Source organism: Arsukibacterium perlucidum DSM 18276, from assembly GCF_000382165.1.
Lineage (GTDB): Bacteria > Pseudomonadota > Gammaproteobacteria > Enterobacterales > Alteromonadaceae > Alishewanella > Alishewanella perlucidum.
Map to the genome: position 1 here is coordinate 16,559 of NZ_KB907714.1, position 23,595 is coordinate 40,153.

Consider the following 23,595-nt stretch of genomic DNA (forward strand, 5'->3'; position numbering starts at 1 on the left):
AATGAGTACTATTAACAATAACCCGGCGCTGGATGGCATGTACTGGGAAAACGGCAATAAAGTGCCGGAAAAAAATAACGGCGCGCTGACCCAGTCTGATTTTTTTGCCTTGTTGACCCAGCAACTAGCTTATCAGGACCCCACCAAACCGGTGGAGAATGATCAGATGATTGCGCAAATGACCAATTTTACCATGGCAGATGGTATTGGTACGCTAAATGACAGTTTCAAAGGCTTTGCTGAGAGCATGACTTCTAACCAGGCGTTACAGGCTTCGTCGCTGGTTGGCCGCAGTGTGCTAACTCAGTCAGATGAAATTGTATTTACCGGTGAAACCCTATCCCGCGGCCATATTAACCTGGACCGGCCCGCTGACAATATGCGGGTACGAATTGAAAAAGCCAACGGCGAGCTGGTTACTAATTTTGATGTTAACAGTCCGGCACTGGGCAAAAATGAATTTGTCTGGGATGGCACTGACGCTAATGGTGAGCCGATGCCACCCGGTGTTTATAAAATTAAGGTAGAAGCCAGTTTTGCCGGCGAAAATGAGTCAATACCGGTGCATGTGTTTACGCCGGTATCCAGTGTAAGCCTGGCAGGTAATGGCAAAGGAATTACGCTTAACCTGGTTGGGTTAGGGGCAGTAAAATTAACTGATGTTCTGGAAGTTTCTTACGGTTAAACAACCGTTTAAGGTGAGGTGATTTATGAGTTTTCAAATAGCATTAAGCGGTCTGGCAGCAGCCCAGAAAGATCTGGACACTACAGCAAATAATATTGCTAACGTTAATACGACCGGCTTTAAAGAGTCGCGGGCAGAGTTTGCTGATGTCTATGCAACATCCATTTTCTCGTCCGGGCGCACTAAAGTTGGCGACGGTGTGGCAACTTCAACAGTGGCGCAGCAGTTTAATCAGGGCTCGTTGCAATTTACCAATAATTCGCTGGATTTAGCGATAACCGGAGAGGGTTTTTTCGCCACAACACCCGATTTGCAGTCACAGGATTTAACCTACACCCGCTCTGGTGCGTTTAAACTTAATAAAGACAATTTTATTGTTGATAACAGAGGCAACTTTTTGCAGGGTTTTACGGTAGACCCGGTCACCGGAGAAAACAGCTCAGTGAGTTTAAGTACCTCTTCGCCTATTGCTATTCCGACATCTGCCGGGGCGCCCAGAGCAACCAATAATATTTTTCTTAGCATGAACGTTGATTCCAGAGTTGTTCCGCCTGCTCCTGCATTAGCTTTCGACCCAACCGATCGGGCATCTTATAATCACTCAACGTCAGTCACAGTTTATGACAGTTTGGGTGAGTCACACATAGTAACAACTTATTTTCGTAAACTTGATACGCTGCCACCAGCCAATAGTGAATGGCAAACTTTTGTTGTTTGGGATGACAATACCGCAAACCCAAACGTGCCACCACCGGTTGCACCGGCAACCCGTAATCCTGACTCTTACTTCATTGGTGACAATATCGAGTTTGACTCCAGTGGTAATTTCGTTCCATTAGTACCAGTGCCTACAGTTTCATTGCCGCTCGCAGATCTGAATGACCCGCTTAACGGCTATCTGACGAACGGTGCGCAATTCTCTAACAATGTTGTTGTGAATTTCCGCGATGCCTCGGGCACCCGCACGCCAACCCAGTATGCTTCTGGCTTTGATGTTAATAACTTAAGTCAGGATGGCACCACTGTTGGTAACTTAACCGGAGTCGATATCGACTCGTTCGGTCGTGTTCTTGCTACCTATAGCAATGGCGACTCGTCCTATCTGGCACAGGTTACGCTGGTGCGCTTTGCCAACGTGCAAGGTTTAAAACAGGTGGGTAATACCTCCTGGAAGCAAAGTTTAACCTCGGGGGAGCCAATAGGCGGCCAGGGTAACACCGGTACTTTTGGAGCTGTTAACGCCTCAGCACTGGAGCAGTCTAACGTAAACCTGACTACTGAACTGGTTGATTTAATCAGCGCTCAGCGTAATTTCCAGGCAAACTCAAGGGCTCTTGAAGTTAACAGTACCCTGCAACAAACAGTGCTACAGATCCGTTAAGCTAACCCGGCTTAAAACGCTTAAAACACCACCTTCGGGTGGTGTTTTTTTATGAGGTTTTTCACCTTGAACCTAACTGGCATCAAATTTGCTTCAGATTAGTATAAACGTTTAACGGAGCGCGTTATGGACCATTTGCTATATATCGCCATGAGTGGTGCCAAAGAGAATATGCACGGCATCAGTGTGCGGGCAAATAACCTGGCTAACAGCAATACGGTTGGCTTTAAATCCGATTTTGAGCAGGCTCGTGCCATGCAGGCGTTTGGTGAGGGATTGCCCAGTCGGGTATTCGCGATGACTGAACAGCCAGGTCAAAACTTTGACGCCGGGCCAATGATCATTTCTGATCGCGAGCTGGATATTGCTATTCAGGGTGACGGCTGGTTTGCCGTGCAGGACGCAGATGGTAACGAGGCTTATACCAGGGCTGGCAATTTACAGCTTAGCCCGACGGGCATGCTAGAAACAGCTAATGGCCGGGCCGTTATTGGTGATGGTGGGCCTATTCAGCTGCCGGTTCCGCTGGCTAAATTAGAAATTGGTCAGGACGGTACTATTAGTGCGTTGCCTCAAGGGGCGCCTGCAAATGCTCTGGAAGAAGTGGGGCGGATTAAACTGGTAAACCCTGTCTACGCAGATCTCACTAAAGGTACCGACGGTTTGTTCCGGCGTAAAGATGGCCAGTTAGCCGTGGCAGATGTAAACGTCAGCTTGTTACATGGAGCCTACGAAGGTAGCAACGTCAATGCCGTGGGCGAAATGACTCATATGATAAGCCTGCAGCGTCAGTTTGAGCTCCAGGTGAAAATGATGAAAAGTGCCGAAGATATGGACCGCCAGCAGAACGCCTTGCTGCGGATCATGGGCTAGTTAACTGATTAATGGGCGACAGCCCCGGGAGGTAGCAGATGCATCCAGCTCTGTGGATAAGTAAAACCGGTTTAGATGCGAAGCAGCGTGATATTTCGGTTATTTCAAATAACCTGGCTAATGCCAGCACAGTTGGTTTTAAAAAAAGCCGGGCGGTATTTGAAGATCTGTTGTATCAAAACGTCAATCAGCCTGGCGGCCGCTCTTCACAAAACTCAGAGTTGCCTAATGGTTTAATGATTGGTGCTGGTACCAAAGTGGTCGCAACTCAGAAAAACTTTACCCAGGGTAATATGCTTACCACTGAAAACAGTTTGGACATGATGATCCAGGGCCATGGTTTTTTTGAAGTACTAATGCCTGATGGCACCACTTCTTATACTCGTAATGGCCAGTTCACCGTTGACGGTGAAGGTAATCTGGTGACCTCTGGCGCTGGCTTTCAGGTGCAGCCCAATATTGTTATTCCACCAGATGCCACCAGTATCACAGTATCGCAGGATGGCGAAGTATCAGTGCGGCTGGCCGGTCAGGTCGATAACGCTATTCTTGGCCAGTTAACAGTAACCAATTTTATTAATCCGGCAGGTTTAGAGCCGACTGGCCAGAACTTATTTAAAGAAACCGCGGTAAGTGGCGACCCGGTACAAGGTATTCCTGGCCTGGAAGGCTTGGGTATTATTGTGCAGGGCTCACTGGAAACCTCAAACGTTAATGTTACTGAGGAGCTGGTCAGTCTGATTGAGTCACAGCGGGTTTACGAGATGAATTCGAAAGTTATTTCCTCAGTGGATCAGATGCTGGGCTTTGCTATTCAGCAATTATAAGCGGAGGCGTTATGCGCACTTTTTCGTCGGTGTTATTCGCGGTATTTGCAGCAGTATTATTGTCTGCTTGCGCGGCCACACAGCAGCCGTTTGCTGATGATCCATATTATTCGCCAATTCCGCCTGAGCCTGCACCGCGGCCGGTGTTAAAAACGGGTTCGTTGTTTGCACAGCAGCACTCCAACAGCTTGTATTCAGACAACAAAGCCCGGCATGAGGGCGATATTATAACTGTGGTGCTGCGTGAGCGTACTCAGGCATCAAAACAGGCAAAAACCGAATCAGGCAAAGACAGCAGCGTTACTATCGATCCGATGATTGGGTTGGGCGGCCGTGCTGTGTCTGTGGCCGGTAATGTATTGCAGTTCGGTGCTAATTCTACTTCGGAATTTACCGGTGATGCCAAGGCCGATCAGAGCAATAGCCTGGTTGGTGATATTTCTGTCAATGTGTTGCAGGTCATGACTAACGGCAATTTAGTTATCCGTGGTGAAAAGTGGTTAACCCTGAACACCGGTAAAGAGTATATCCGCTTAACCGGCATTATCAGGCCGCAGGATGTGGACGTTAACAATACTGTTGAATCAAACAAAATAGCCAATGCCCGGATTGAATACAGTGGCACCGGCGCGCACCACTTTGGTCAGTCACCGGGCTGGTTAAGCCGGTTCTTTAATGGCCCCTTGTGGCCATTTTAAGAAATATGGCCATTCTGGTAATGCGGCCATTTTAAAAGACGAATTTAAACAGCTATTTTGAGACTTTCGCGGTGGTATTTTTCAGAGGTAAGACTATGTTCCGGATAAAATGGCTAGGGTACCTGGTATTGCTGCTGCCCCTATTGCTGATAATAGGGCCAGTACAGGCAGCCCGGATCAAAGATGTCGCTGATATAGACGGCGTAAGGGCCAACCAATTAGTAGGTTATGGCCTGGTGGTAGGGTTACCCGGCACCGGCGAGCAAAGCCCGTTTACTGAGCAAAGTTTTCGTACCATGCTGGCGAATTTCGGCATTAATATGCCGGCCGGGCAGCGTAGCCAGATTAAAAACGTGGCTGCAGTCGCTGTTCATGCTGAATTACCGGCGTTTGCCAAGCCGGGCCAGACCATAGATATTACGGTGTCGTCTGTCGGCAGTGCCAAAAGTTTGCGAGGCGGTACCTTACTGCAAACCTTTTTAACCGGCCTGGATGGTAATGTTTATGCCATTGCTCAGGGCAGCTTAATTGTCAGTGGTCTGGGCGCCGAGGGCCTGGACGGCTCGCGCATTCTGGTTAATACGCCAACCGTTGGCCGCATCCCAAATGGTGCTATGGTAGAACGTGAAGTTATTTCGCCGTTTGGCAATGGCGATTTTATTACCTTTAATTTAAAACAGGCCGACTTTACCACCTCAAAGCGGCTGGCTGAGGTAATTAATCAGTTTATTGGTCCTGACACCGCCTATTCTCAGGATGCAGCATCAGTGCAGGTAAGGGCACCGCGTGATATGTCCCAGCGGGTGTCTTATTTGTCGACCCTGGAAAACCTGGAATTTGCACCCGCCGATCACTCTGCCAAAATTATTATTAATTCGCGAACCGGGACCATCGTTATTGGTAAAGATGTCAGGCTGTTTCCGGCGGCTGTTACTCATGGTGGCTTAACGGTTACTATTGCCGAGAACCCGCAGGTGGTCCAGCCCAATCCGTTTGGCGAAGGGGTAACAGCAATTGAAGAAAATACCATTATCGATGTCACTCGGGAAAACTCACGGATGTTTAAATTCGACCCTGGCGTCACCCTGGATGATTTAGTGCGCACCGTTAATGCGGTGGGTGCAGCACCGGGCGATTTAATGGCCATTTTAGAAGCATTAAAAGAAGCGGGTGCCATTCATGGCGAGCTGGTGGTGATTTAACATGAGCCTGACTAAAACCCAAGTCTCTTATCATGATGTCAATAGCCTGCAGAATATTAAAACTGCAGGCAAAGCTGACGAAAAAGCCGGTTTAAGGCAAGCTGCTGAGCAGTTTGAAGCAATTTTTATGAGTATGTTGCTGACCAGTATGCGTAAAGCTAACTCTGCTTTTGAAGCAGAAGGCATGATGAATAGCCAGACCACTGAGTTTTACCGGGATATGCATGACAGTCAGCTCGCCACCGATTTAGCTCAGAAGGGCGCGCTCGGCCTGGCGGACTTATTAGTAGCCCAGCTTGACCCGACAGCCGGAGCCAAGCGGCCTAAAAAGCAGGCTGAACTTAACATGCCAGGCAGTGGCAGTTTTAATCCGCTGCCACAGCGGCCGGATGCCAGCAAGGCGTTTCATAGCAGTGAGATGAGCATTGGTGTCAGACAGACCTTGCAAGCTATTGCCGATTTGCCAGCAACTTCGTCGTTAACCCGGGGAAATAGCGCAGTTAACCAGGCAACTGCGCCAGAGCCATTGGCACCAACTGACTGGCAAATTGGTTCGCCGCTGGAATTTGTCCGTAAATTATTACCGGCTGCAAAACAGGCGGCACAAGCACTGGGTCTTGATCCAATGGCAATGATAGCCCAGGCTGCGCTGGAAACAGGCTGGGGCCAGCGCATGATTAAAACGGCTAAAGGTGACAACAGTTTTAACTTGTTCGGGATTAAAGCTCACAACAATTGGCAGGGTGAAAGTGCGGTGGTGGATACCCTGGAATTTCGGGATGGGGTAGCCCAAAAAGAGCAGGCCAGGTTCCGCTCTTATGGCTCGCCTGAGCAAAGCCTGCAGGATTACGCCAGTTTTATCAGTAACAACCCGCGTTATCAGCAAGCGTTGCAGCGTACGGCTGAACCGGCAGCGTATTTTAATGAATTGCAGGCCGCGGGGTACGCTACTGATCCTGAATATGCCCAGAAAATTATGGCGGTATATCAAAGCCCTACCTTTAATCAGGTAAGGGCCGAACTCAATTCCGCTCAAGATTTTAATTTTGGCGCCGATGAATAGTATGTTAGCCACCCGACGTGGCAACGGAGCAACTTATGTCAGATAATTTACTTAGAATTGGTACTTCAGCCGTATTGGCTAGCTCTACCTCGCTGAATACCACAAGTAATAATATCGCCAATTTGAATACTCCGGGCTATGTCAGGCAGCGTACTGAGTTTGAAGCCGAACAACTTGGACTAGGAGTGGGTAGAGGCACGACAGAGCGACTGGTAAGTGAGTTTACTTTGCAACAATTGCGACGGGATACCACCAACCTGGCTTACGCTAATCAATATGTCTCTGAGGCAAACAGAATTGATGGCTTGTTCTCCAATCCTGCCAACAGTATTTCATCTGCAGTAAATGATTTATTTCAAAAGTTTCAAACAGCTAATAACGATCCGAGCTCAATATCGACCCGTTTATTAATTATCAGCAGCAGCGAGTCGTTGCTGGACCGTTTTGGCACGCTTTCCAATTTAGTGCTGGATCAGTCGACTTATATCAATCAGCAACTTGAGTTAGATCTGCGTGAAACCAATAGTCTGATCAAAAATGTGGCAGACCTTAATAGAAATATTACTAACTATGGTACCGGTAGTTCTAAACCTGTGCCGCTGAATCTATATGACAAACGGGATGAAGCCATCCGGCAATTAGCAGAAAAATTACAGATAAAAGTGCTGGATGCGGCCAACGGCGAAAAGCTGGTATTTATGGCGACAGGCCAGTCGCTGGTAATTGAAAATGGCGAGTTTGGTATTTTAACCCTGCAGGGTAATCCTGACCCCAATGTTAAAGAGTTGCAGTTACAAAGTAGCGCCAGACCAGACGTTATTGTTCAGGTAGGCAATGACCAGCTGGGCGGACAGTTAGGTGCGCTGCTGAGCTTTCGTGATGAAACGCTTATTCCTACCCAAAACCAGTTAGGCCAGCTGGCGCTGGCAATGGCAGACTCGTTAAATGAGCAGAACAAACTGGGTATGACAGCTAATGGCGATATAGGCAATGAGTTGTTTGCCCTGCCATCGTTTAACGGCCTTAATTACAACGAAAATACCGGAGCGGGAAATGTCAGGGCAGTTATTGAACCCGGCAGAGCATATCAGATACCACCAAACGATTTTCTGGTTACCTTTGAAAGCCCGGATACTTTTACGGTCGAGGCGGTCGATAGTTTTGGTAATGTCATTCCCAATTCCGCCATCAGCCAAACAGTTGTTGGCTTCCCGGCCACGATAAACGCCGGATCCAGTCCGGATGATGATTTGTATGGTTTGCAGATAACGTTAGATGCCAGTTTAGGTGCTTTCGCTGACGGTGACCGGTTTTTGTTAAAGCCGCTGGCTGATGCCGCCAGACAAGTAAAGCAGCTGAGTAACCGGGCTGAGGATATTGCATTAGCATCACCGGTAAGAAGCAGCGAAGCCGTTGATAATCTTGGAAATGCACTTGTTGACAAGCTGGTAGTGACTGACACGGACCCTGCTACCTCAAGTTTTAGTCCTCCGGCAGCGCTCACTGGGGCGCCGTTTAATATTATATATGTTGGTGGCAATGAATTTGAAGTAAGAGACAATGCCGACACTGTAATAGGAACAACGGGGCCAATAGTATCGGCAACGTTTGACAATATTCTTGATCGGGCAGGTTTGAACCTGGGTTTTGATTTTAATATTACCGGGTCACCGCAACCAGGCGATGTTTTTACCATAGACTATAATACTGGTGGCTTTAACGATAACAGAAATGGTTTACAAATTGCTGCTTTGCAGACAACCGACACCATGCGCCGCTATGCTGTAACAACCCCGAATGCCGATAATCAAATGAGTTTTAACGAAGCATATGGCACTATGGTAAGCTTTGTTGGCGATAAAACGGCTCAGGCCCGCAATGGTCAGGCTGCTGCAGAAGCGTTATATTCGCAAACTCAAATTTTATTTGAATCATTATCCGGGGTCAGCCTGGATGAAGAGGCGGCCAATCTTGTCAGGTTTCAGCAAAGCTATGCCGCAGCGTCTAGAATTATCTCTACGTCGCAAACCATTTTTGACACTCTGCTACAGGCTGTGAGGTAACAATGAGAATTTCATTTAATACTAAATTTAACCAGGGCCTGAACGGTATCCTGGATACACAGCGTCGGTTGCTCAGAGCGCAGGATCAGATGATCAAGCAAACAAAAATTCTGACGCCGGCAGACGATCCTTCTGGCAGTGCTAAAGTGTTAGGCGTCGGCCAGAATTTATCGCAGTTAGCCCAGTTTGAACAAAATGGTATTTCGGTTAAGAATAATCTAGGGGTCGAGGAAACGGTACTTACCTCAGCCCGGACAGCAATGGACCGTGCCCGATTACTTGCGTTGTCTGCAGGTAACGGTTCTTATTCTGAGTCAGAGCGCGAAGCGGTAGCTAATGAGTTAGAAGGTATCCAGCAGCAGTTGTTTGATCTGATGAACAGTAGGAATGTCGAGGGAGGGTTTCTTTTTTCGGGATTTCAGGACAGCGTGCAAGCGTTTTCTCTTGATGCCAGTACCGGTAAATATGTGTTCAATGGTGACGATGGCCGAAAGTCATTACAGGTATCTCCCGGTGTTACCTTACCGGTAAATGACAGTGGTAAAAAAGTATTTGATAGCGTGCAAGTCAGGCCTGAGCCCGGCGCAGCAGTTATCTCTGTGCCTGGCCCCACCAGTGCTACTATAAATGTTGTTAATCAGGCCCAGTTTGATAATTTTTACCGGAATAATTACGACAAATTAAACCCGGCTGATAATACCTTTAATATTGAGCTAACAGCACCCAGCAACTATGAAATTACCCGGGGAGGTGTCGCTTTAGTGCCGCCGGTTACGGGGGCTTATACATCCGGAGAGCCTATTTCATTCAATGGTCTTGAAATTATTATTAGTGGTCCTGCCGGCGCCGGGCAAGTCGATTTTGATTTACCTGAGCCCGAAAGAACCAACATTTTAAACAGTATATCCGAGCTGATGGCAGCGCTGCGGGTACCTGGCCCGACAGATGATGCCTACCAGAGTAAAATTGCCAAAGCAATAGGTGAGATAGATGCTGCTTCTACCAGTGTTGCATCTACCCGCTCGTCGATTGGGGGCCGGATAAATGTATTAGATAGCATCAATGGCTCTAATGCTGATTTGGAAATTCTCGCCAAACAATATCAGGCTGACTTAGCAGAGGTAGATTTTTCTAAAGTGATTGCCGATCTGACAAAAGAAGAAACCGCGTTACAGGCTGTGCAGCAAACCTTTAGCAGCATAACCAACATCTCATTGTTTGATTATATCCGATAGGGTCTGACTGACATGGCCGGCAATTCTTTGCCGGCCATGTCAGTTTTATGGTGTTTCGCCACAAAAAGCCAGGCTAACCTTCTTTCTTCTAAGTTTTTATAAAAAAATTTAAAGTTTTCATTTTAAGCTCCGATAACTAAGTATCAGGCAAATCACAGCATACTTTATAAAAGTTGTGATAAGCAGAGTAAAAAAGTTTATCAGGAGAAACACCATGGCTTTATACGTCAACAGCAACATCAGCGCGTTAAATGCACAGCGTCAGTTAATGAACAGCGGTAACGCCCTGGACACCTCTTTTAAACGTTTATCTTCAGGTTTGCGGATTAACAGTGCAGCAGATGATGCGGCGGGCTTGCAGATTTCTGACCGGTTGGAGTCACAAATTCAAGGCCTGGGTCAGGGCAACCGCAACGCCAACGACGGTATTTCTTTAGCGCAGACGGCAGAAGGCGCGATGGAAGAAATGACGGCGATGCTGCAGCGGGTACGGACGTTATCGCAGCAATCAGCAAACGGTTCGAATACCGGTGAAGACCGTCTGGCAATCCAGGAAGAAATCCGCTCTTTAATGGGCGAAATAAACCGGGTAGCCCGTGATACGACTTTTGGTGGTCAGAACTTATTAGACGGGTCTTATGCGGCGAGCTTTCAGGTGGGTGCGGATGCCGTGCAAACCATTGGCTTCTCGATGAGGCAAGTGGGTGGTTCAGCAGGCGACACCCTGAACAGTTTAACGGCTAACGGAGGCTTTACCTTGTCGGGTATGGCGGGTATTGCCAGCGCGGTGGTGAGTAACGCGTTAACAGCTATTCTGGGAGCTGCCGGGGTATCAGGTTTGTCAGCAATTAACAGTGATATAACGCTGGCGGATATTGCGTTTAGTGCCGCCAGTCTGCAAGCGACAGCCATTTCGGTATCGACCCAGCAGAACGCCCAGTTAGTGATGGCCAGTATAGATTCATTGATTGCGGTAGTGGATAAAAAGCGTGCTGAACTGGGTGCAGTGCAAAACCGCTTCCAGGCGACTATTCGTAACCAGACCAATATTGCAGAGAACCTGTCGGGTGCGAAATCACGGATCAAAGATGCTGATTTTGCAGCAGAAACGGCGATGCTAACCCGTAATCAGATATTACAACAGGCCACTACTACAATATTGGCGCAGGCAAATCAGCGGCCACAATCGGCATTGAGTTTGCTGCAGGGCTAATCGCACATAAAATACTAGGCGCGGAGCCGGTGGGAAGAAGGAGGCCTGCAGCATGGGTAATGCTGCAGGCTTTTTTGATATTTACTATCTTGCGTTTTAATGTGGCTTTATTCAAAATACTGATAAATAAAGCTAATTTTGTTATTTTCTTGCCGCGATAATAATTCTGAAAATAAATAAAAAAATTGCTAAAGCTTTATAGTTTCGTGCCGATACAACTTATAGGGGAACTGTATTAGTGACCTTGTTTTAACCGGATGGTGGGGTAACTGACCGGTTAATTCATAGAACGTATGCTGTTTAATCGCAGGGGTGGGTAACCGCTGCAGTTATAGCAGTTCTGTTAAATTTTGGAGGCTACATATGGCTTTATATGTCAATAGTAATATAAGCTCGTTAAACGGCCAGCGTCAGCTGATGAACAGTGGTACTGCGCTGGACACGTCGTTTAAACGCTTATCATCCGGTTTACGGATCAACAGTGCTGCAGATGACTCTGCAGGTTTACAAATCAGTAATCGTTTATCTGGTCAGATAAATGGTTTAAACCAGGGTATTCGTAACGCCAACGACGGTATTTCCTTAGCGCAAACAGCAGAAGGCGCAATGGAAGAAATGACCTCGATGTTCCAACGGGTGCGTACTCTGGCGCAGCAGGCATCAAACGGTTCAAACACCGGTGAAGACCGTCTGGCAATTCAGGAAGAAATTCGTTCACTAATGAGCGAAGTAAACCGGGTAGCCAAAGACACCACTTTCGGTGGTCAAAACTTGCTGGACGGTACTTACTCAGCGACCTTCCAAGTCGGCGCCGATGCCGTACAAACTATAAGCTTCTCAATGGAGCAGGTTGGTGGTACCGCGGGTGATACCTTAAACAGCTTAACGGCAAACGGTGGCTTTACCATGTCGGGTATGGCGGGTATTGCCAGCGCTGTGGTAGGTAACGCGTTAACTGCTATTTTGGGAGCTGCCGGGGTATCAGGCTTGTCAGCGCTTAACACTGATATTGTGTTGGCGGATATTGCGTTTAGTGCCGCCAATCTGCAAGCCACAGCCGTTTCGGTATCAACTCAGGCGAATGCCCAGCTGGTAATGGCCAGTATGGACTCGATGATCGCCGTAGTAGATAAAAAACGTGCTGAGTTAGGTGCGGTGCAAAACCGGTTTCAGTCAACGATTCGGAACCAATCGAATATTGCGGAAAACCTGTCAGGCGCCCGCAGCCGGATCCAGGATGCAGATTTTGCCGCTGAAACAGCTGCATTAACCCGTAACCAGATCCTGCAACAGGCCAGTACTACAATTTTGGCCCAGGCTAACCAACGGCCGCAGGTAGCCCTGTCACTGTTGGGATAAGCTATAGTTAGTTGGCCAGTAATTTACTGGCCAACAGCTTTACTTCGGAGGTTTTTATGTCTGTGGAATCATTACTTACCAAAGACAGCCGCTTAGCAGACATGGTGCTGGACAAAACAGCCACAGCCAAACCTGTGCAAACTGAGCCAACGCCACGGCAACAGCAAACTGATAATGTAAATAAACTAAGCATTGCAGAACAAGTTGAAAAAGCAGCCGCAAAACAAGCAGAAAATGCGGTACCATTTGATAATAATCAAATCCGGCAAACGTTGGAGCAGATCAATAAGTTAATTCCAATTGCGAACACCCGTTTGGTATTTGAGTTTGATGAACTGGGCGATCCGCCTATTATTAAGGTAATAGACAAGACCAGTAACGAGTTGATCCGGGAAATACCATCACAAGATTTAGTCAAAGTCGCTAAAGCTTTTAGTGAAATGGCCGATAATCTAACTAAGGCAGGCGCACTGGTTAATTTTCAGGCCTGATTTGAGACACAGGAGCATGCTATTATGGCAACGATTACTTCAGCTGGCGTAGGGTCAGGTTTAGACTTGGAGAGCATTATCCAGGCGACAGTTAACGCTGAAGACTTGCCTCGTATGAAACGGTTTCAAGATACCGAAACCCGCCTGACAGTTCAGCTTTCCGGCCTGGGTGCGGTGAAGTCTTCCTTATCTGCGTTTCAGGATATTATTAAGAAACTGGCCGACCCCGAAAACTTTTCTAAACGCACCAACACTATTACTCAGCCAGCGTCTGGCAGTATTATTTCCGTGGCGTCAAACAGCAGCGCCACACCTGGCAATTTTAATATTAAAGTGAATCAGTTAGCTCAGGGTAGCCGTGCTACTACCAATGCTGCATTTACTGCACCAACCGATGTGGTTAGTGCTACTGGCGGAAGGTTAACTATTGGTGCCGGTGATAAAAGCTTTGAAATTGATGTAGCTGCTGGTGCTACTCTGGAAGAAGTGCGGGCCGCTATTAATAATTCGGCCGATAACTTTGGTGTGTCGGTAAATATTATCAATACCGGTGGTGCCACACCGGAAGCCAAGTTAGTGATTAGCTCCAGCATAACTGGTGACGGCAACGATTTAACTATCACAAGCGACACCGCAGAGCTGGACAGTCTTTCGACCACAGCATTTGGTGGCGGTGCTGGCGGTTTGAATATAGCAGTGGCTGATCAGGCTAAAAATGCCATTATTGAAGTAGATGGTATAGCAATCAGTAACGCCACCAATGTATTTAAAGACGCGGTGCAGGATTTAACCATTACCGCCACTAAAGTCAGTGAAGGCACTGAGACAGCAAGGCTAACAATTGACTATGATAAAGCTGGTGTAGAGAGCCTGATTGAGAGCTTTATAGAAGCATATAACAATGCTGTTGGCACCATTGACTACCATACTAAAGCCGGTGGTGCTTTGTATGGCGATTCGGCCATGCGTGGTTTGAAGAATCAAATGTTTAGTGCTTTGTCTAAGGTGGTTTCCGGTGCGGGCAATTTCGAGACATTATTCGATGTCGGTATTGGTTTAACCAAGGAGGGCACATTGGAAAAGTCGTCTTTGGTTCGTAGTATTAATGAGTCGCTAACGTCTAATTATGCTGATGTGGGTAAATTATTCTCAGGTGAGACCGGTTTTGCCAAATCGTTTGAAAGTTTCCTGGAAACTCAGCTTGAGTCCAAAGGTAGCTTTACCTTTCGTGAAGACTCACTGAATAAATCGCTAAAGCAGTTGGAGAATGATCGGGCATCACATGATTACCGGATGACCCAACTTGAATCGGGCCTAAGGGCGAAATATGCCAATTTGGACGTATTAATTGCGCAAATGAAAAGTTCGGGCAGTTATATTACTCAGCAGCTAGCCAGTTTACCCGGTTTTACCAGCAATAAAGCATAACGTTAAGGAGCATAGAAAATGAGTAGTGCTAAACTAAAGTTTTATCAGAAAGAGGCAACTAAAACCCAGTTAGCTGATGCATCTCCTTACACAGTTATTCAGATGTTAATGGCGGGAGTTATGGATAATCTGGCTTTAGCAAAGGGAGCGTTACAGCGCAAAGATCTGGAGACAAAAGCCAAGACGCTGTCAAAAGCGTCAGTAATTATTGAGTCATTGCGTTCCTGTTTAGATGAAACACAATCACCAGAGTTAGGTCAAAATTTGTATGCATTATATAGCTATATGATTGACCGGTTAATCGATGCCAGTGTAGAAAAAGAAACGACTACTGCTATTGATGAAGTTGCAGATTTATTCCGGCAAATTAAATCTGCCTGGGATGAAATTCCTTATAGTGCGCAGCAACACGCTGAATCGCAACGTGCGGTGGCGCATGCCAATGCTGGATAATTTGCAGGGTGTTGAGCAACAACTCTCTGACATAAAACAGCTGATTATTCAGGAAAACTATACTGATGCTGCTGACCAGGTCATCCAGTTACAAAACCAGTTGCAGTCCCTGTTTGGGCAGCTAGCCCATGCAGATGCTGAACATCGTCAACGCTTACAAAAATTGGTAGATGAATTTTTTGTTCTGCTGGCGTCATTGAGCAATGAGCAGCAAAAAATAAAGGATAGCATCAGCCAGATTGCTGCGGTAAAGTCGGGTAATAAAATTAGTAAAACCTACCAGATAGATTAATTTATGACTGAGCTTGAACAACTGTTGCAACAAGCAGAAAGTGCGCTTGCTGCACTGATGGAGCAAAATGAGCGAGAGCGCCAGTTTGCTATTGAATCTCGTATCCGCTTCGCAGAAAATATTCGTGCCTTCGAAAAATATTATCCTGATATCGCCAATACAATCAAAGAGTATCAACCTTCTAAAGATTTTAAAATATTGGTAACCGCTAGCGGCCACGGCAATTTTGTACCAAAAAATGTCAGAGTGCCGATTTATTCGGATAATCCATTACAACAAACCAGAGAGCAGCTGGAGAAAAACACCAGTAAAGGCTATTACAGCCTGACGAAATATGGTTTTGGCGTGTCAAATAAAGACATGCGGATCCATAGTCGGTATATGGCTAAACTGGACAATAAAATAAAAAGTATTGCTGATCAGCAGCCAGAACCACTGAGTGCATTGCCAAAACACTTTCCTACCGCGATGATTTTCGGCGTTGGTTTAGGTTATGTGGTTAGTCTGTTGCTTGAAAAGCATTCTTTTGATTATATTTTTATTACCGAACCTGATTTAGAAATATTCTATGCCAGCCTGTTTTGCACCGATTGGGCTGCGATTATCGAGCAGGTAGATAAAGCGGGAAATACACTGTTTTTGCAGATAGGTCTGGAAATCAAAGAGTTTTTTGCATCGGTGTATCAGATATCTATGGACATTGGTGCCTATTCATTAATCCGGGCGTTTTGCTATCAGCATTATCCATCGGTCGAGGTGAACGAGCAGATTGCAGAGTTTTTTAACCGGTACTATGAAATTCAGGCCGGTTATGGATTTTACAATGATGCGATAACCGGGTTAGCGCATTGCCTTAAGAATTATCAGAGCAAAGCCCATTTCTTTACGTTGCCGTCGGTGCGTAAACATATCGATATGCCGGTGGTGGTGGTGGGTAATGGTCCGTCACTGGACGATGGTGCAGAAATACTCAGAGAAATTCAACAGGATGTAATCATTTTTGCTGCCGGTACCGCACTGGGTTCATTAGCGAAGCACGGTATTAAAGCTGACTTCCATGTTTTGGTTGAGCGCCCTAAGAGTACCTACGACGCCTTACTCGACAGTTTTGATCCTTCCTACTACTCGGACTTAAATTTACTGGCCGTTGATGTGATTTACCCGGATGTAATTCCGATGTACAAATGGGCAGGTCTGGCATTAAAAGGCCCGGAGGCGTCCACTGTATTCACCCAGATCCTGTTGTTGGAGGATCAGAAAATGCTGATCCCATCGCTGCCATTCTCGGGTCCTCTGGTGGCGAATACCGCCATGTCTTATGCAATGTCGATGGGTTTTAAAGAGATTTATTTATTTGGTGTGGACAATGGTTATCTGAATGGTAAAACACACTCCGCCAACAGTATTTATGCTAGCAACGAAAACTATAAAAAAATCATAGATAAAGGAGCTGTATATAAGCTTAAAGGTAACCTTACTCAGGAAGTTATGTCTACTAACCTGTTGAAGCTGGCCCATAAGTTTATGGAAAGCTTGCTAAAAATGGATAAAAAAGTTTTCGTATACAATGTTGGCGAAGGCGCCTTTATTGAGGGCGCCTTGCCGGTTAAAGAAGAAGATGTGTTTATCAGTAAAGGCCGCGTGGATAAAGCGCAGATTATTGAACAGGTAAAGCAAAAGTTTTTTGTTAAGCATGAGTTTCATGTTACCGCTGAGCGGCTCGGATTTACTCAGTTTGATGAGTTATGTGATCATTTGAATGCTATTGCATCAGAACCATTTAACACCCGCCAGCAAGCGTCAGACTTGCTAAAACGGCAAGCGCGCTGTGTGTATGCGTACCGAGGTTCTCGCCATGGTCATTTGTTTCATGTGATTAAAGGATCTCTTTTGTATTTTCACAGCCCAATGCTGACGGTATTGTATCAGTATCAGGACGATACATTTTCTTTAGACAGCTTTGCATACCTATTGGCGATTTGGCGTGATTATGTTGATGAAATGAAAAGAGATTACCGCCAGAGCTGGAATAAAAATTGTGATTGGGGTATGGATATGGAATTTTTAACGGCAGGGTAAAGTTTCTGCTGTTATCGCCGATATAGTTTATAACGCCAGTTCAATAATTCCTGCGAGGATTTTATGCCTATTATTACCAAGCCGTCAGCGGTTGATCTGTCTCTTTTTGCGCCTGAAGCGCCTCAACTGTCAACCAAATACGGCTTACCTGCTCAGGTCTGCTTTTGTAAAAAGTGCGTCATCTCAAACCAGCGCCCAAACTCAACTGTCGAGTTTCGCCATACCCGTGATTCAGTTAAAAAAACCATCTTTTTTAATGAAGACGGGATCTGCGATGCTTGTCGTTTTGCTGAAAATAAACACCAGCAGATTGATTGGGAGAAACGTGAACACGAATTACTGGCTTTATGTGAAAAATATCGAAGCCGTAATGGCAGTTATGATTGTTTGGTACCTGGGTCCGGAGGAAAAGACAGCTTCTATACTGCTCATGTTTTAAAATATAAATACGGCATGAATCCGCTGACCGTAACCTGGGCTCCTCATCAATATACTGATTGGGGCTGGCGCAATATGCAGTCCTGGATCCATGCTGGTTTTGATAACTATCTGATGACGCCTAACGGGCGTGTTCACAGCTTATTAACGCGACTTGCCGTTGAAAAACTGTTTCATCCTTTTCAGCCGTTTATTCTGGGCCAGAAAAACCTGGCGCCGAAAATGTCAGCCTTATTTAATATTCCGCTGGTATTTTATGGTGAAAATGAGGCGGAATACGGTAATCCGATCGCTGATGCCAATAAAGCTAAGCGTGATGTCAGCTATTTTTCCGAGCAAAGCTTCGATGATATCTATCTGGGAGGCGTGTCGGTAAAAGAGCTGGTAGAAGATTTTGGCGTCCGCCGCTCTGAGTTGCAACCTTATCTGCCGTTGCAACCGGAAGAGGTTAACCGGGTGAATATGGAAGTACATTATCTGGGCTACTACCTGAAATGGCACCCGCAAAGCTGTTATTACTATGCGGTAGAGCATGGCGGGTTTGAAGCTTCACCTGAACGGACACCAGGCACTTACAGCAAATACAATAGTATTGACGATAAGATTGACGATTTTCACTATTACACCACCGGCATTAAATTCGGGATCGGCCGGGCTACTTATGACGCTGCACAGGAAATTCGATCTGGCGACATTAACCGTGACGAGGGCGTGGCATTGGTAAAACGCTTTGATTTGGAATATCCGCAACGGTTTGCCGATGAAATTTTCTCATATCTGTCAATTCGCGAAAAAGAGCTGCCCCAGGCAGCCAAAATGTTTGAACAGCCAATAATGGATCAAGCTTATTTTGATTTGCTGGCAGATAACTTCCGTTCGCCGCACCTGTGGCAGTATCAGGATGGCAAATGGCAACTGCGTCATACTGTATGGAATAGTAAATGAGCGAAAAGCAGATCAGGGTTATCAGTCGTCTGGATATAAAGGCGCCCAACCTGATTAAAGGTATCAGACTTGAAGGCCTGAGAGTGATGGGAGATCCTCAACAGTTTGCGTGCGATTACTACCAGCAAGGTGTTGATGAGATCTTGTATATGGATGTGGTTGCCAGCCTTTACGAGCGCAGCAGTCTGCATGATGTTATCCGGCACGCAGTTGAAAAGGTTTTTATTCCAATCACTGTTGGTGGTGGTATTCGCTCATTGCAGAATGCGACAGAAATCCTCAGCTTGGGGGCAGACAAAATTGCGATTAATACTGCTGCGGTAAAACAGCCACAACTTATTGCACAGATTGCAAGACAGGTTGGTTCTCAGGCGGTGGTGTTGTCGGTTGAATGCAAGCGAGAGCAACAAGGCTGGCAGGTGTATACAGACAATGGCCGTGAAAAGACCGGTCTTGATGTATTGGAATGGATAGCCCAGGCCCAGAAGCTGGGGATCGGTGAAGTGTTATTAACTTCGGTAGACCGGGAAGGCACCAGAAAAGGCTTTGACATAGAACTGCTACAGGCCGTCTCTGATTGCGTATCTTTACCAATTATCGCCAGCGGCGGTTTTGGTGAATTGCAGCATGCATCTGCTGCAGCAGCTGTGCCGAATGTTACTGCTCTGGCTATTGCAGATGGTCTGCACTACAGACGTTTTACCGTGGCGCAAATTAAACAGCAATTACATAGTGATGGCTTTGCCGTAAGGATGTGATCATGATCCAGGTTATAGATACCAGAACCAACAATCTGAGCAATGTGCTCAGAGCATTGTCAGCTTGTCAGTATCAATACCAAGTCATTTCTGGCGCTTCGGAGTTGCGTACGGGTAGTGTCGTTGTGCTGCCTGGTGTTGGCGCTTTTGCCAGCTGCATGGCGTCGTTACAGGATACGGGTCTTACTTCAGCCTTAAAAGCTCATTTGGCCTGTGGTGGAAAACTGCTGGGTATTTGCGTTGGTATGCAGGCGATGGCAAAGTTTTCTACGGAGTTTGGTCAGCATAGCGGCTTAGCTATAGTGGATGCACAGGTTGAACATATAGCAGCAACAACAGAACAAAAGGTAATAACGCCTAATGTTAATTGGTTGCCGTTACAGGTTAACTCAAAGCGTTTTGCGCATTTTGCCGGAAGTTATGTATATTTTGTTCATTCTTTTCATATGTGTCATTTTCGCCAGCCTGAGGTAGTGGCTGCCAGCGTTAAGTATGGCGACCAGAATTTATGTGCAATAGTCGAACAAGGCAATGTGATAGGTTTTCAATTTCACCCCGAAAAAAGTGGCGCTGTCGGGCTGGAGATCCTGGCTCATAGCCTGCATCTATTACAAAATATGCAAACTGTACCACTTAGCCACACAGCGTAAATCCATCATCCACTACGATATTTTGCCCGTTAGTATAACGGGCATGGTCGGAAAGTAAGAAGGTGATAGCACCGGTAACGTCAGTTGCATCCAGCATTCCTTTACCCAGGGTTTTTGCTTTATAAGCCTGTAAAAAGCTGTCAGGCTGCTTGTCTGTTATGCCACCGGGGCTAACCAGATTAACCCGAAACCGGCTGTCAGCAACGTAGGCCGCTGCATACTTGCTAAGATGAATAAGCGCCGATTTAATGGCAGCATATTCTACCGGCATGGTCATGGTTGTCTGGTCATAGATATCGAAACGTGGCGCGACCACACCATAGACTGATGCCAGATTTACCAGCGAAAACTCCAGCTGTTGTTGTTTGAAGTAGGCAGCGCATTGCTGCATAAATAAAAAAGCACTCCCCAGATTCAAAGACAAGTTATCGTTAAAGCTTTGCAGGCTAACATCGAAAAAATGTTTGCCGTAGTCTTTAGTACGGGGATAGCTGCAGTTAACGGCACCATCAGGCCGATACTTTGTTAACAGAGCACTAATGTCGCCGGCCTGTTGCAGATTAAGAGTTGTTAGCAGCAGTTTTCCACTTTGCAGATCAAAGCCTGCTTGCTGCAATTGTTGTTGCAGCGCGTTTTCGTCCAGATCGGTGGCAATCACCGTTGCATGTTGTGCCAGACAGGCTTTTACTACGGCGCGGCCAATTAAACCGCCGGCACCGGCAATCAAAATAGTTTTATTATTCAGCATCATGTTCCGCCTTTAGTATGGCTTCTGCCAGCATAAAATCGTAGATATCATCGATGTCAACCGCGCGTTTTTTTGGTACTTCAATGCTGGTGATCACGCCATCAAACAGCTTTTGTTGTTGCAGGATAAACTCTGGCCGGGCGGCATAGACCACTGTAGTGATATCAAACACAGCTGGCGCATCCTGGCGTCGGTGAATGCCGGCGGGCAGGGTGCTAACCAGTTGCACATTATTACTGTCGTCGCGCACGACCATATTAAAGTAAGGATTGCGATTGGCAGGCGTAACAGCCAGACATAAATCGGCCCGGGCATGTTCCAGCTGGGTTATTGCATTGCTGACATCAATTGCCGATCTGAGCGGGCTGGTGGCTGGTAAGCTGACAAAGGTTGTAAAGTTGCCAATATGCTGCTGCACATAGCGAATGGCATGCTGCCAGGCTGCCCACTCCGGAGCAGTATCTGTAGCCAGCTCTGTAGGCCTGATAATGACCCCGGCTCCTGCTGCTTTGGCGCAGCTGGCAATGTTGTCACAGTCAGTGGAGACAAAAATATGATTTATCTGGGGTAGCTGCTTTGCCACTTCTATAGCGTAATGTAGTAACGGTTTACCATGCAAAGGCTTAATGTTTTTACCGGGTAACCCTTTGGAGCCGCTGCGGGCAAAGATAAAGGCAATGCAACTCATAAAATCTCCAGTTCGGCCTGCTGTTTTGCCTGGGAAACCAGCCTGACTATCGCCGCAGCAGTCATTAAGTTAGTGTGGCTGCTGTCGCGCTGCTGTACTTTTTGCCAGAAAGATTGCAGCATTGCCAGGTACATTTTGTTTTTATCGTAACTGGGATCCTGATATAGCAGATGCTGTTGATCGCGCTGGCGTAACGTTACGGTATTAGCAATAACATCCCAGTCCAGCCGGCCGTTTGTTGCAATAAGACTACACTGCCTGAATGGCGCCTGCTGGATAAAATCAAGATGAACAAAGCAGCTGGTTTGATTATTATTCTCCAGCACTAATTCACTGATATCCTCGACATCCAGCTGCAATAAGCCGCTTTGCCGGTTGCGGGCATACCGAAGTTGCAGAGGGCCCAGCAGCCACTGCAGGTAGTCCAGCTCGTGGCTTAGCTCGAGTAAAGCCCCGCCGCCAAGCGCTGCCTGCGCCGATACCGAATCACGATAATCACTCTGTGGCCGCCATTGCGGCAAATACTGGCCAACCTGGGCAATTACGCTGTAAATACGTCCCAGTTGCTGCGACTGCACAACTGATTTTACCAACTGTGCTGCTGGGAGATAGCGCAAACAATAGCCTACATCAATAATACTATCCGGGTAGCGTTGTCGCAGCTGGATAAAGTTTTCAGCCTCTGTTGCGGTGGCACATAAAGGTTTTTCTACTAATACCGGAATACCGTGTTCCAGTAACATTGCGCTATGCTGTAGATGCAAGCTGGCCGGTGAAGCGACTACAACGAAGTCAGGTTGTAACTTAAGCAGCTGGGTCATTGAGACGGTTGTTGCCGGTGCTGGTATTTCGCTGTTTGCACGACCACTGGCACTGACCGCCAGCAGCTGAGCATCAGGGAACAGGCTGTGTAAATTACGTAAATGCCGCAGCCCGATACTGCCAAGGCCAATTACCCCAAACCGCTGCATTAAAACAGACCCAGATTTATCACATCAATTTGGGCCCGCTGATAATCGTCTATGCGGCCGATATCCAGCCAGTATTCATGGATAGGAAACATCAGCACCGCATTTTGCTGTTCAATATTTTGCTCCAGTAAGGTTGGCATATCGATGCGCTGATTAGCTTTTACCTGCTTGCGAACCTTAGGTGACACCACATAGATACCGGCATTGACAAACAGACGCTGGATTGGTTTTTCTTCCATCGCAATAACCCTGTTACCCTCGCCATTGATCACACCAAACGGGATCTGATATTCGTAGTCGCGGACACACATGGTTGCATCAGCTTTTTGTTTGGTATGAAACTGCAACAACTGCTCGAAATCTACTGTGGTTAGCAGATCGCCATTCATCAAAATTAGCGGCAAATCTGGCAGGGAATCAGGCAGTAACCCCAGAGCGCCACCTGTTCCCAACGGTTCTTGCTCATAAATATAGCTAATGCTGACATTCCAGCGGGAGCCATCGCCAAAATAGGCTTGAATTTGCTCCGGCATATAGTGCAGCGAGATGTAAAAATTATGGAAGCCTGCGCGGATAAAACTGTTTAAGACAATTTCCAGAATGGGTTTATCGCCAACCTTTAGCATAGGTTTAGGACAAGCATCGGTTAGCGGCTTCAGGCGGGTGCCAAAGCCGCCCGCCATTAAAAACACCGGATTGTCATACTGCACTGAATCTTCGGCAGTTTGCAGAGTTTCCAGTCCGATAACCTTGCCGTTTTTTAACAGAGGAATAGAAAGTAGTTTTTTCCGGGTCATTAGTTTGACAAGGTCACGGCGTGGCGTACCTTGTTCAGCAGTTAGAGGGTTTGGATTCATTACATCGCTGACAGTGCTCTGCAGTGTGCAGTTACGCAGCAAGCCGCGCCGGATGTCACCGTCTGTAAGTACCCCCAGCAACTGATCTGCACCGTCTACTACCAGTGCGATCCTCAGCGCTTCTTTATCAAGCAATATCAGCGCATCCCGGATACTGCTTTCAGGGGATATAGCAATTTTTTTCCAACTGTTATTCAT

The 23,595-nt window shown here is 46.7% G+C and carries 23 protein-coding genes; 19 read left to right on the top strand and 4 right to left on the bottom strand.

Annotated features, from left to right (window positions below):
• Position 1: 1 nt before the first annotated feature.
• The 19 genes from H141_RS0111395 to hisH all read left to right on the top strand — a co-directional run bounded on the left by H141_RS0111395 (position 2) and on the right by hisH (position 20,133).
• Complete coding sequence (locus H141_RS0111395; protein WP_019676397.1) at positions 2 to 685, top strand: flagellar hook assembly protein FlgD; 684 nt, start codon at positions 2 to 4, stop codon at positions 683 to 685.
• 25 nt (positions 686 to 710) lie between these two features.
• Positions 711 to 2,066: a flagellar hook protein FlgE gene (gene flgE / locus H141_RS0111400; protein ID WP_019676398.1), complete on the top strand. Its 1,356-nt coding sequence runs from the start codon at positions 711 to 713 to the stop codon at positions 2,064 to 2,066.
• A gap of 126 nt (positions 2,067 to 2,192) precedes the next feature.
• Entirely contained in the window at positions 2,193 to 2,939 is a 747-nt protein-coding gene (flgF, locus tag H141_RS0111405; protein ID WP_019676399.1) for a flagellar basal-body rod protein FlgF, read from the top strand.
• A gap of 38 nt (positions 2,940 to 2,977) precedes the next feature.
• Positions 2,978 to 3,766, top strand: coding sequence for a flagellar basal-body rod protein FlgG (gene flgG, locus H141_RS0111410; protein WP_019676400.1), 789 nt, complete (start codon positions 2,978 to 2,980; stop codon positions 3,764 to 3,766).
• An 11-nt stretch (positions 3,767 to 3,777) separates the two neighbouring features.
• On the top strand, positions 3,778 to 4,464 hold the full coding sequence (gene flgH / locus H141_RS0111415; protein ID WP_019676401.1) for a flagellar basal body L-ring protein FlgH: 687 nt from the start codon (positions 3,778 to 3,780) through the stop codon (positions 4,462 to 4,464).
• Positions 4,465 to 4,559: 95 nt separating this feature from the next.
• Positions 4,560 to 5,666 carry a flagellar basal body P-ring protein FlgI gene (locus H141_RS0111420; protein ID WP_019676402.1) on the top strand — a complete coding sequence of 369 codons (1,107 nt, stop codon included), beginning with the start codon at positions 4,560 to 4,562 and terminating at the stop codon, positions 5,664 to 5,666.
• 1 nt (position 5,667) lies between these two features.
• Positions 5,668 to 6,729: a flagellar assembly peptidoglycan hydrolase FlgJ gene (gene flgJ / locus H141_RS0111425; protein ID WP_019676403.1), complete on the top strand. Its 1,062-nt coding sequence runs from the start codon at positions 5,668 to 5,670 to the stop codon at positions 6,727 to 6,729.
• A 35-nt stretch (positions 6,730 to 6,764) separates the two neighbouring features.
• Entirely contained in the window at positions 6,765 to 8,792 is a 2,028-nt protein-coding gene (gene flgK / locus H141_RS0111430) for a flagellar hook-associated protein FlgK (RefSeq protein WP_019676404.1), read from the top strand.
• 2 nt (positions 8,793 to 8,794) lie between these two features.
• The gene (flgL, locus tag H141_RS0111435) at positions 8,795 to 10,027 is read left to right on the top strand and encodes a flagellar hook-associated protein FlgL (RefSeq protein WP_019676405.1); all 1,233 of its coding nucleotides are present in this window, start codon (positions 8,795 to 8,797) and stop codon (positions 10,025 to 10,027) included.
• Between the two features lie 214 nt (positions 10,028 to 10,241).
• Positions 10,242 to 11,240 carry a flagellin N-terminal helical domain-containing protein gene (locus H141_RS0111440; RefSeq protein WP_019676406.1) on the top strand — a complete coding sequence of 333 codons (999 nt, stop codon included), beginning with the start codon at positions 10,242 to 10,244 and terminating at the stop codon, positions 11,238 to 11,240.
• A 363-nt stretch (positions 11,241 to 11,603) separates the two neighbouring features.
• Complete coding sequence (locus H141_RS0111450) at positions 11,604 to 12,599, top strand: flagellin N-terminal helical domain-containing protein (RefSeq protein ID WP_019676408.1); 996 nt, start codon at positions 11,604 to 11,606, stop codon at positions 12,597 to 12,599.
• Positions 12,600 to 12,655: 56 nt separating this feature from the next.
• Positions 12,656 to 13,090, top strand: coding sequence for a flagellar protein FlaG (locus tag H141_RS20945; protein WP_157610877.1), 435 nt, complete (start codon positions 12,656 to 12,658; stop codon positions 13,088 to 13,090).
• Between the two features lie 24 nt (positions 13,091 to 13,114).
• Positions 13,115 to 14,518 carry a flagellar filament capping protein FliD gene (fliD, locus tag H141_RS0111460; protein WP_019676410.1) on the top strand — a complete coding sequence of 468 codons (1,404 nt, stop codon included), beginning with the start codon at positions 13,115 to 13,117 and terminating at the stop codon, positions 14,516 to 14,518.
• Between the two features lie 18 nt (positions 14,519 to 14,536).
• Positions 14,537 to 14,971 carry a flagellar export chaperone FliS gene (gene fliS / locus H141_RS0111465; protein WP_019676411.1) on the top strand — a complete coding sequence of 145 codons (435 nt, stop codon included), beginning with the start codon at positions 14,537 to 14,539 and terminating at the stop codon, positions 14,969 to 14,971.
• Positions 14,961 to 15,263, top strand: coding sequence for a hypothetical protein (locus H141_RS0111470; RefSeq protein ID WP_019676412.1), 303 nt, complete (start codon positions 14,961 to 14,963; stop codon positions 15,261 to 15,263). The genes fliS and H141_RS0111470 overlap by 11 nt, the downstream gene beginning before the upstream one ends.
• Before the next feature lie 3 nt (positions 15,264 to 15,266).
• Complete coding sequence (locus tag H141_RS0111475) at positions 15,267 to 17,342, top strand: motility associated factor glycosyltransferase family protein (RefSeq protein WP_019676413.1); 2,076 nt, start codon at positions 15,267 to 15,269, stop codon at positions 17,340 to 17,342.
• Between the two features lie 63 nt (positions 17,343 to 17,405).
• Positions 17,406 to 18,725, top strand: a complete 1,320-nt coding sequence (locus tag H141_RS0111480; protein ID WP_019676414.1) for an N-acetyl sugar amidotransferase — start codon at positions 17,406 to 17,408, stop codon at positions 18,723 to 18,725.
• Positions 18,722 to 19,483, top strand: coding sequence for an imidazole glycerol phosphate synthase subunit HisF (gene hisF, locus H141_RS0111485; RefSeq protein ID WP_019676415.1), 762 nt, complete (start codon positions 18,722 to 18,724; stop codon positions 19,481 to 19,483). Before H141_RS0111480 ends, hisF begins: the two co-directional genes overlap by 4 nt.
• A gap of 2 nt (positions 19,484 to 19,485) precedes the next feature.
• The gene (hisH, locus tag H141_RS0111490; protein ID WP_019676416.1) at positions 19,486 to 20,133 is read left to right on the top strand and encodes an imidazole glycerol phosphate synthase subunit HisH; all 648 of its coding nucleotides are present in this window, start codon (positions 19,486 to 19,488) and stop codon (positions 20,131 to 20,133) included.
• On the opposite strand, the gene H141_RS0111495 is transcribed toward hisH, so the two are convergent.
• Genes H141_RS0111495 through H141_RS0111510 form a run of 4 tightly spaced genes read right to left on the bottom strand, consistent with a single transcriptional unit; the run spans position 20,117 to position 23,595 of the window.
• Positions 20,117 to 20,884 carry an oxidoreductase gene (locus H141_RS0111495; RefSeq protein ID WP_205620382.1) on the bottom strand — a complete coding sequence of 256 codons (768 nt, stop codon included), beginning with the start codon at positions 20,882 to 20,884 and terminating at the stop codon, positions 20,117 to 20,119. The genes hisH and H141_RS0111495 overlap by 17 nt on opposite strands.
• Complete coding sequence (locus H141_RS0111500; protein ID WP_019676418.1) at positions 20,871 to 21,569, bottom strand: acylneuraminate cytidylyltransferase family protein; 699 nt, start codon at positions 21,567 to 21,569, stop codon at positions 20,871 to 20,873. Before H141_RS0111500 ends, H141_RS0111495 begins: the two co-directional genes overlap by 14 nt.
• Positions 21,566 to 22,540, bottom strand: coding sequence for a Gfo/Idh/MocA family protein (locus H141_RS0111505; RefSeq protein ID WP_019676419.1), 975 nt, complete (start codon positions 22,538 to 22,540; stop codon positions 21,566 to 21,568). Before H141_RS0111505 ends, H141_RS0111500 begins: the two co-directional genes overlap by 4 nt.
• Positions 22,540 to 23,595 carry a nucleotidyltransferase family protein gene (locus H141_RS0111510; protein WP_019676420.1) on the bottom strand — a complete coding sequence of 352 codons (1,056 nt, stop codon included), beginning with the start codon at positions 23,593 to 23,595 and terminating at the stop codon, positions 22,540 to 22,542. Before H141_RS0111510 ends, H141_RS0111505 begins: the two co-directional genes overlap by 1 nt.

Excerpts from the sequence above, each read along its gene's own strand:
- flgL (WP_019676405.1), top strand. The coding sequence starts at position 8,795 with ATGAGAATTTCATTTAATACTAAATTTAACCAGGGCCTGAACGGTATC.
- flgH (WP_019676401.1), top strand. The coding sequence starts at position 3,778 with ATGCGCACTTTTTCGTCGGTGTTATTCGCGGTATTTGCAGCAGTATTA.
- H141_RS0111420 (WP_019676402.1), top strand. The coding sequence starts at position 4,560 with ATGTTCCGGATAAAATGGCTAGGGTACCTGGTATTGCTGCTGCCCCTA.
- H141_RS0111395 (WP_019676397.1), top strand. The coding sequence starts at position 2 with ATGAGTACTATTAACAATAACCCGGCGCTGGATGGCATGTACTGGGAA.
- H141_RS0111480 (WP_019676414.1), top strand. The coding sequence starts at position 17,406 with ATGCCTATTATTACCAAGCCGTCAGCGGTTGATCTGTCTCTTTTTGCG.
- H141_RS0111510 (WP_019676420.1), bottom strand. The coding sequence starts at position 23,595 with ATGAATAACAGTTGGAAAAAAATTGCTATATCCCCTGAAAGCAGTATC.
- H141_RS0111450 (WP_019676408.1), top strand. The coding sequence starts at position 11,604 with ATGGCTTTATATGTCAATAGTAATATAAGCTCGTTAAACGGCCAGCGT.
- flgF (WP_019676399.1), top strand. The coding sequence starts at position 2,193 with ATGGACCATTTGCTATATATCGCCATGAGTGGTGCCAAAGAGAATATG.
- H141_RS0111500 (WP_019676418.1), bottom strand. The coding sequence starts at position 21,569 with ATGAGTTGCATTGCCTTTATCTTTGCCCGCAGCGGCTCCAAAGGGTTA.
- fliD (WP_019676410.1), top strand. The coding sequence starts at position 13,115 with ATGGCAACGATTACTTCAGCTGGCGTAGGGTCAGGTTTAGACTTGGAG.
- H141_RS0111470 (WP_019676412.1), top strand. The coding sequence starts at position 14,961 with ATGCTGGATAATTTGCAGGGTGTTGAGCAACAACTCTCTGACATAAAA.
- flgJ (WP_019676403.1), top strand. The coding sequence starts at position 5,668 with ATGAGCCTGACTAAAACCCAAGTCTCTTATCATGATGTCAATAGCCTG.
- flgE (WP_019676398.1), top strand. The coding sequence starts at position 711 with ATGAGTTTTCAAATAGCATTAAGCGGTCTGGCAGCAGCCCAGAAAGAT.
- fliS (WP_019676411.1), top strand. The coding sequence starts at position 14,537 with ATGAGTAGTGCTAAACTAAAGTTTTATCAGAAAGAGGCAACTAAAACC.
- H141_RS0111505 (WP_019676419.1), bottom strand. The coding sequence starts at position 22,540 with ATGCAGCGGTTTGGGGTAATTGGCCTTGGCAGTATCGGGCTGCGGCAT.
- flgK (WP_019676404.1), top strand. The coding sequence starts at position 6,765 with ATGTCAGATAATTTACTTAGAATTGGTACTTCAGCCGTATTGGCTAGC.
- hisF (WP_019676415.1), top strand. The coding sequence starts at position 18,722 with ATGAGCGAAAAGCAGATCAGGGTTATCAGTCGTCTGGATATAAAGGCG.
- flgG (WP_019676400.1), top strand. The coding sequence starts at position 2,978 with ATGCATCCAGCTCTGTGGATAAGTAAAACCGGTTTAGATGCGAAGCAG.
- H141_RS0111440 (WP_019676406.1), top strand. The coding sequence starts at position 10,242 with ATGGCTTTATACGTCAACAGCAACATCAGCGCGTTAAATGCACAGCGT.
- hisH (WP_019676416.1), top strand. The coding sequence starts at position 19,486 with ATGATCCAGGTTATAGATACCAGAACCAACAATCTGAGCAATGTGCTC.
- H141_RS0111475 (WP_019676413.1), top strand. The coding sequence starts at position 15,267 with ATGACTGAGCTTGAACAACTGTTGCAACAAGCAGAAAGTGCGCTTGCT.
- H141_RS20945 (WP_157610877.1), top strand. The coding sequence starts at position 12,656 with ATGTCTGTGGAATCATTACTTACCAAAGACAGCCGCTTAGCAGACATG.
- H141_RS0111495 (WP_205620382.1), bottom strand. The coding sequence starts at position 20,884 with ATGATGCTGAATAATAAAACTATTTTGATTGCCGGTGCCGGCGGTTTA.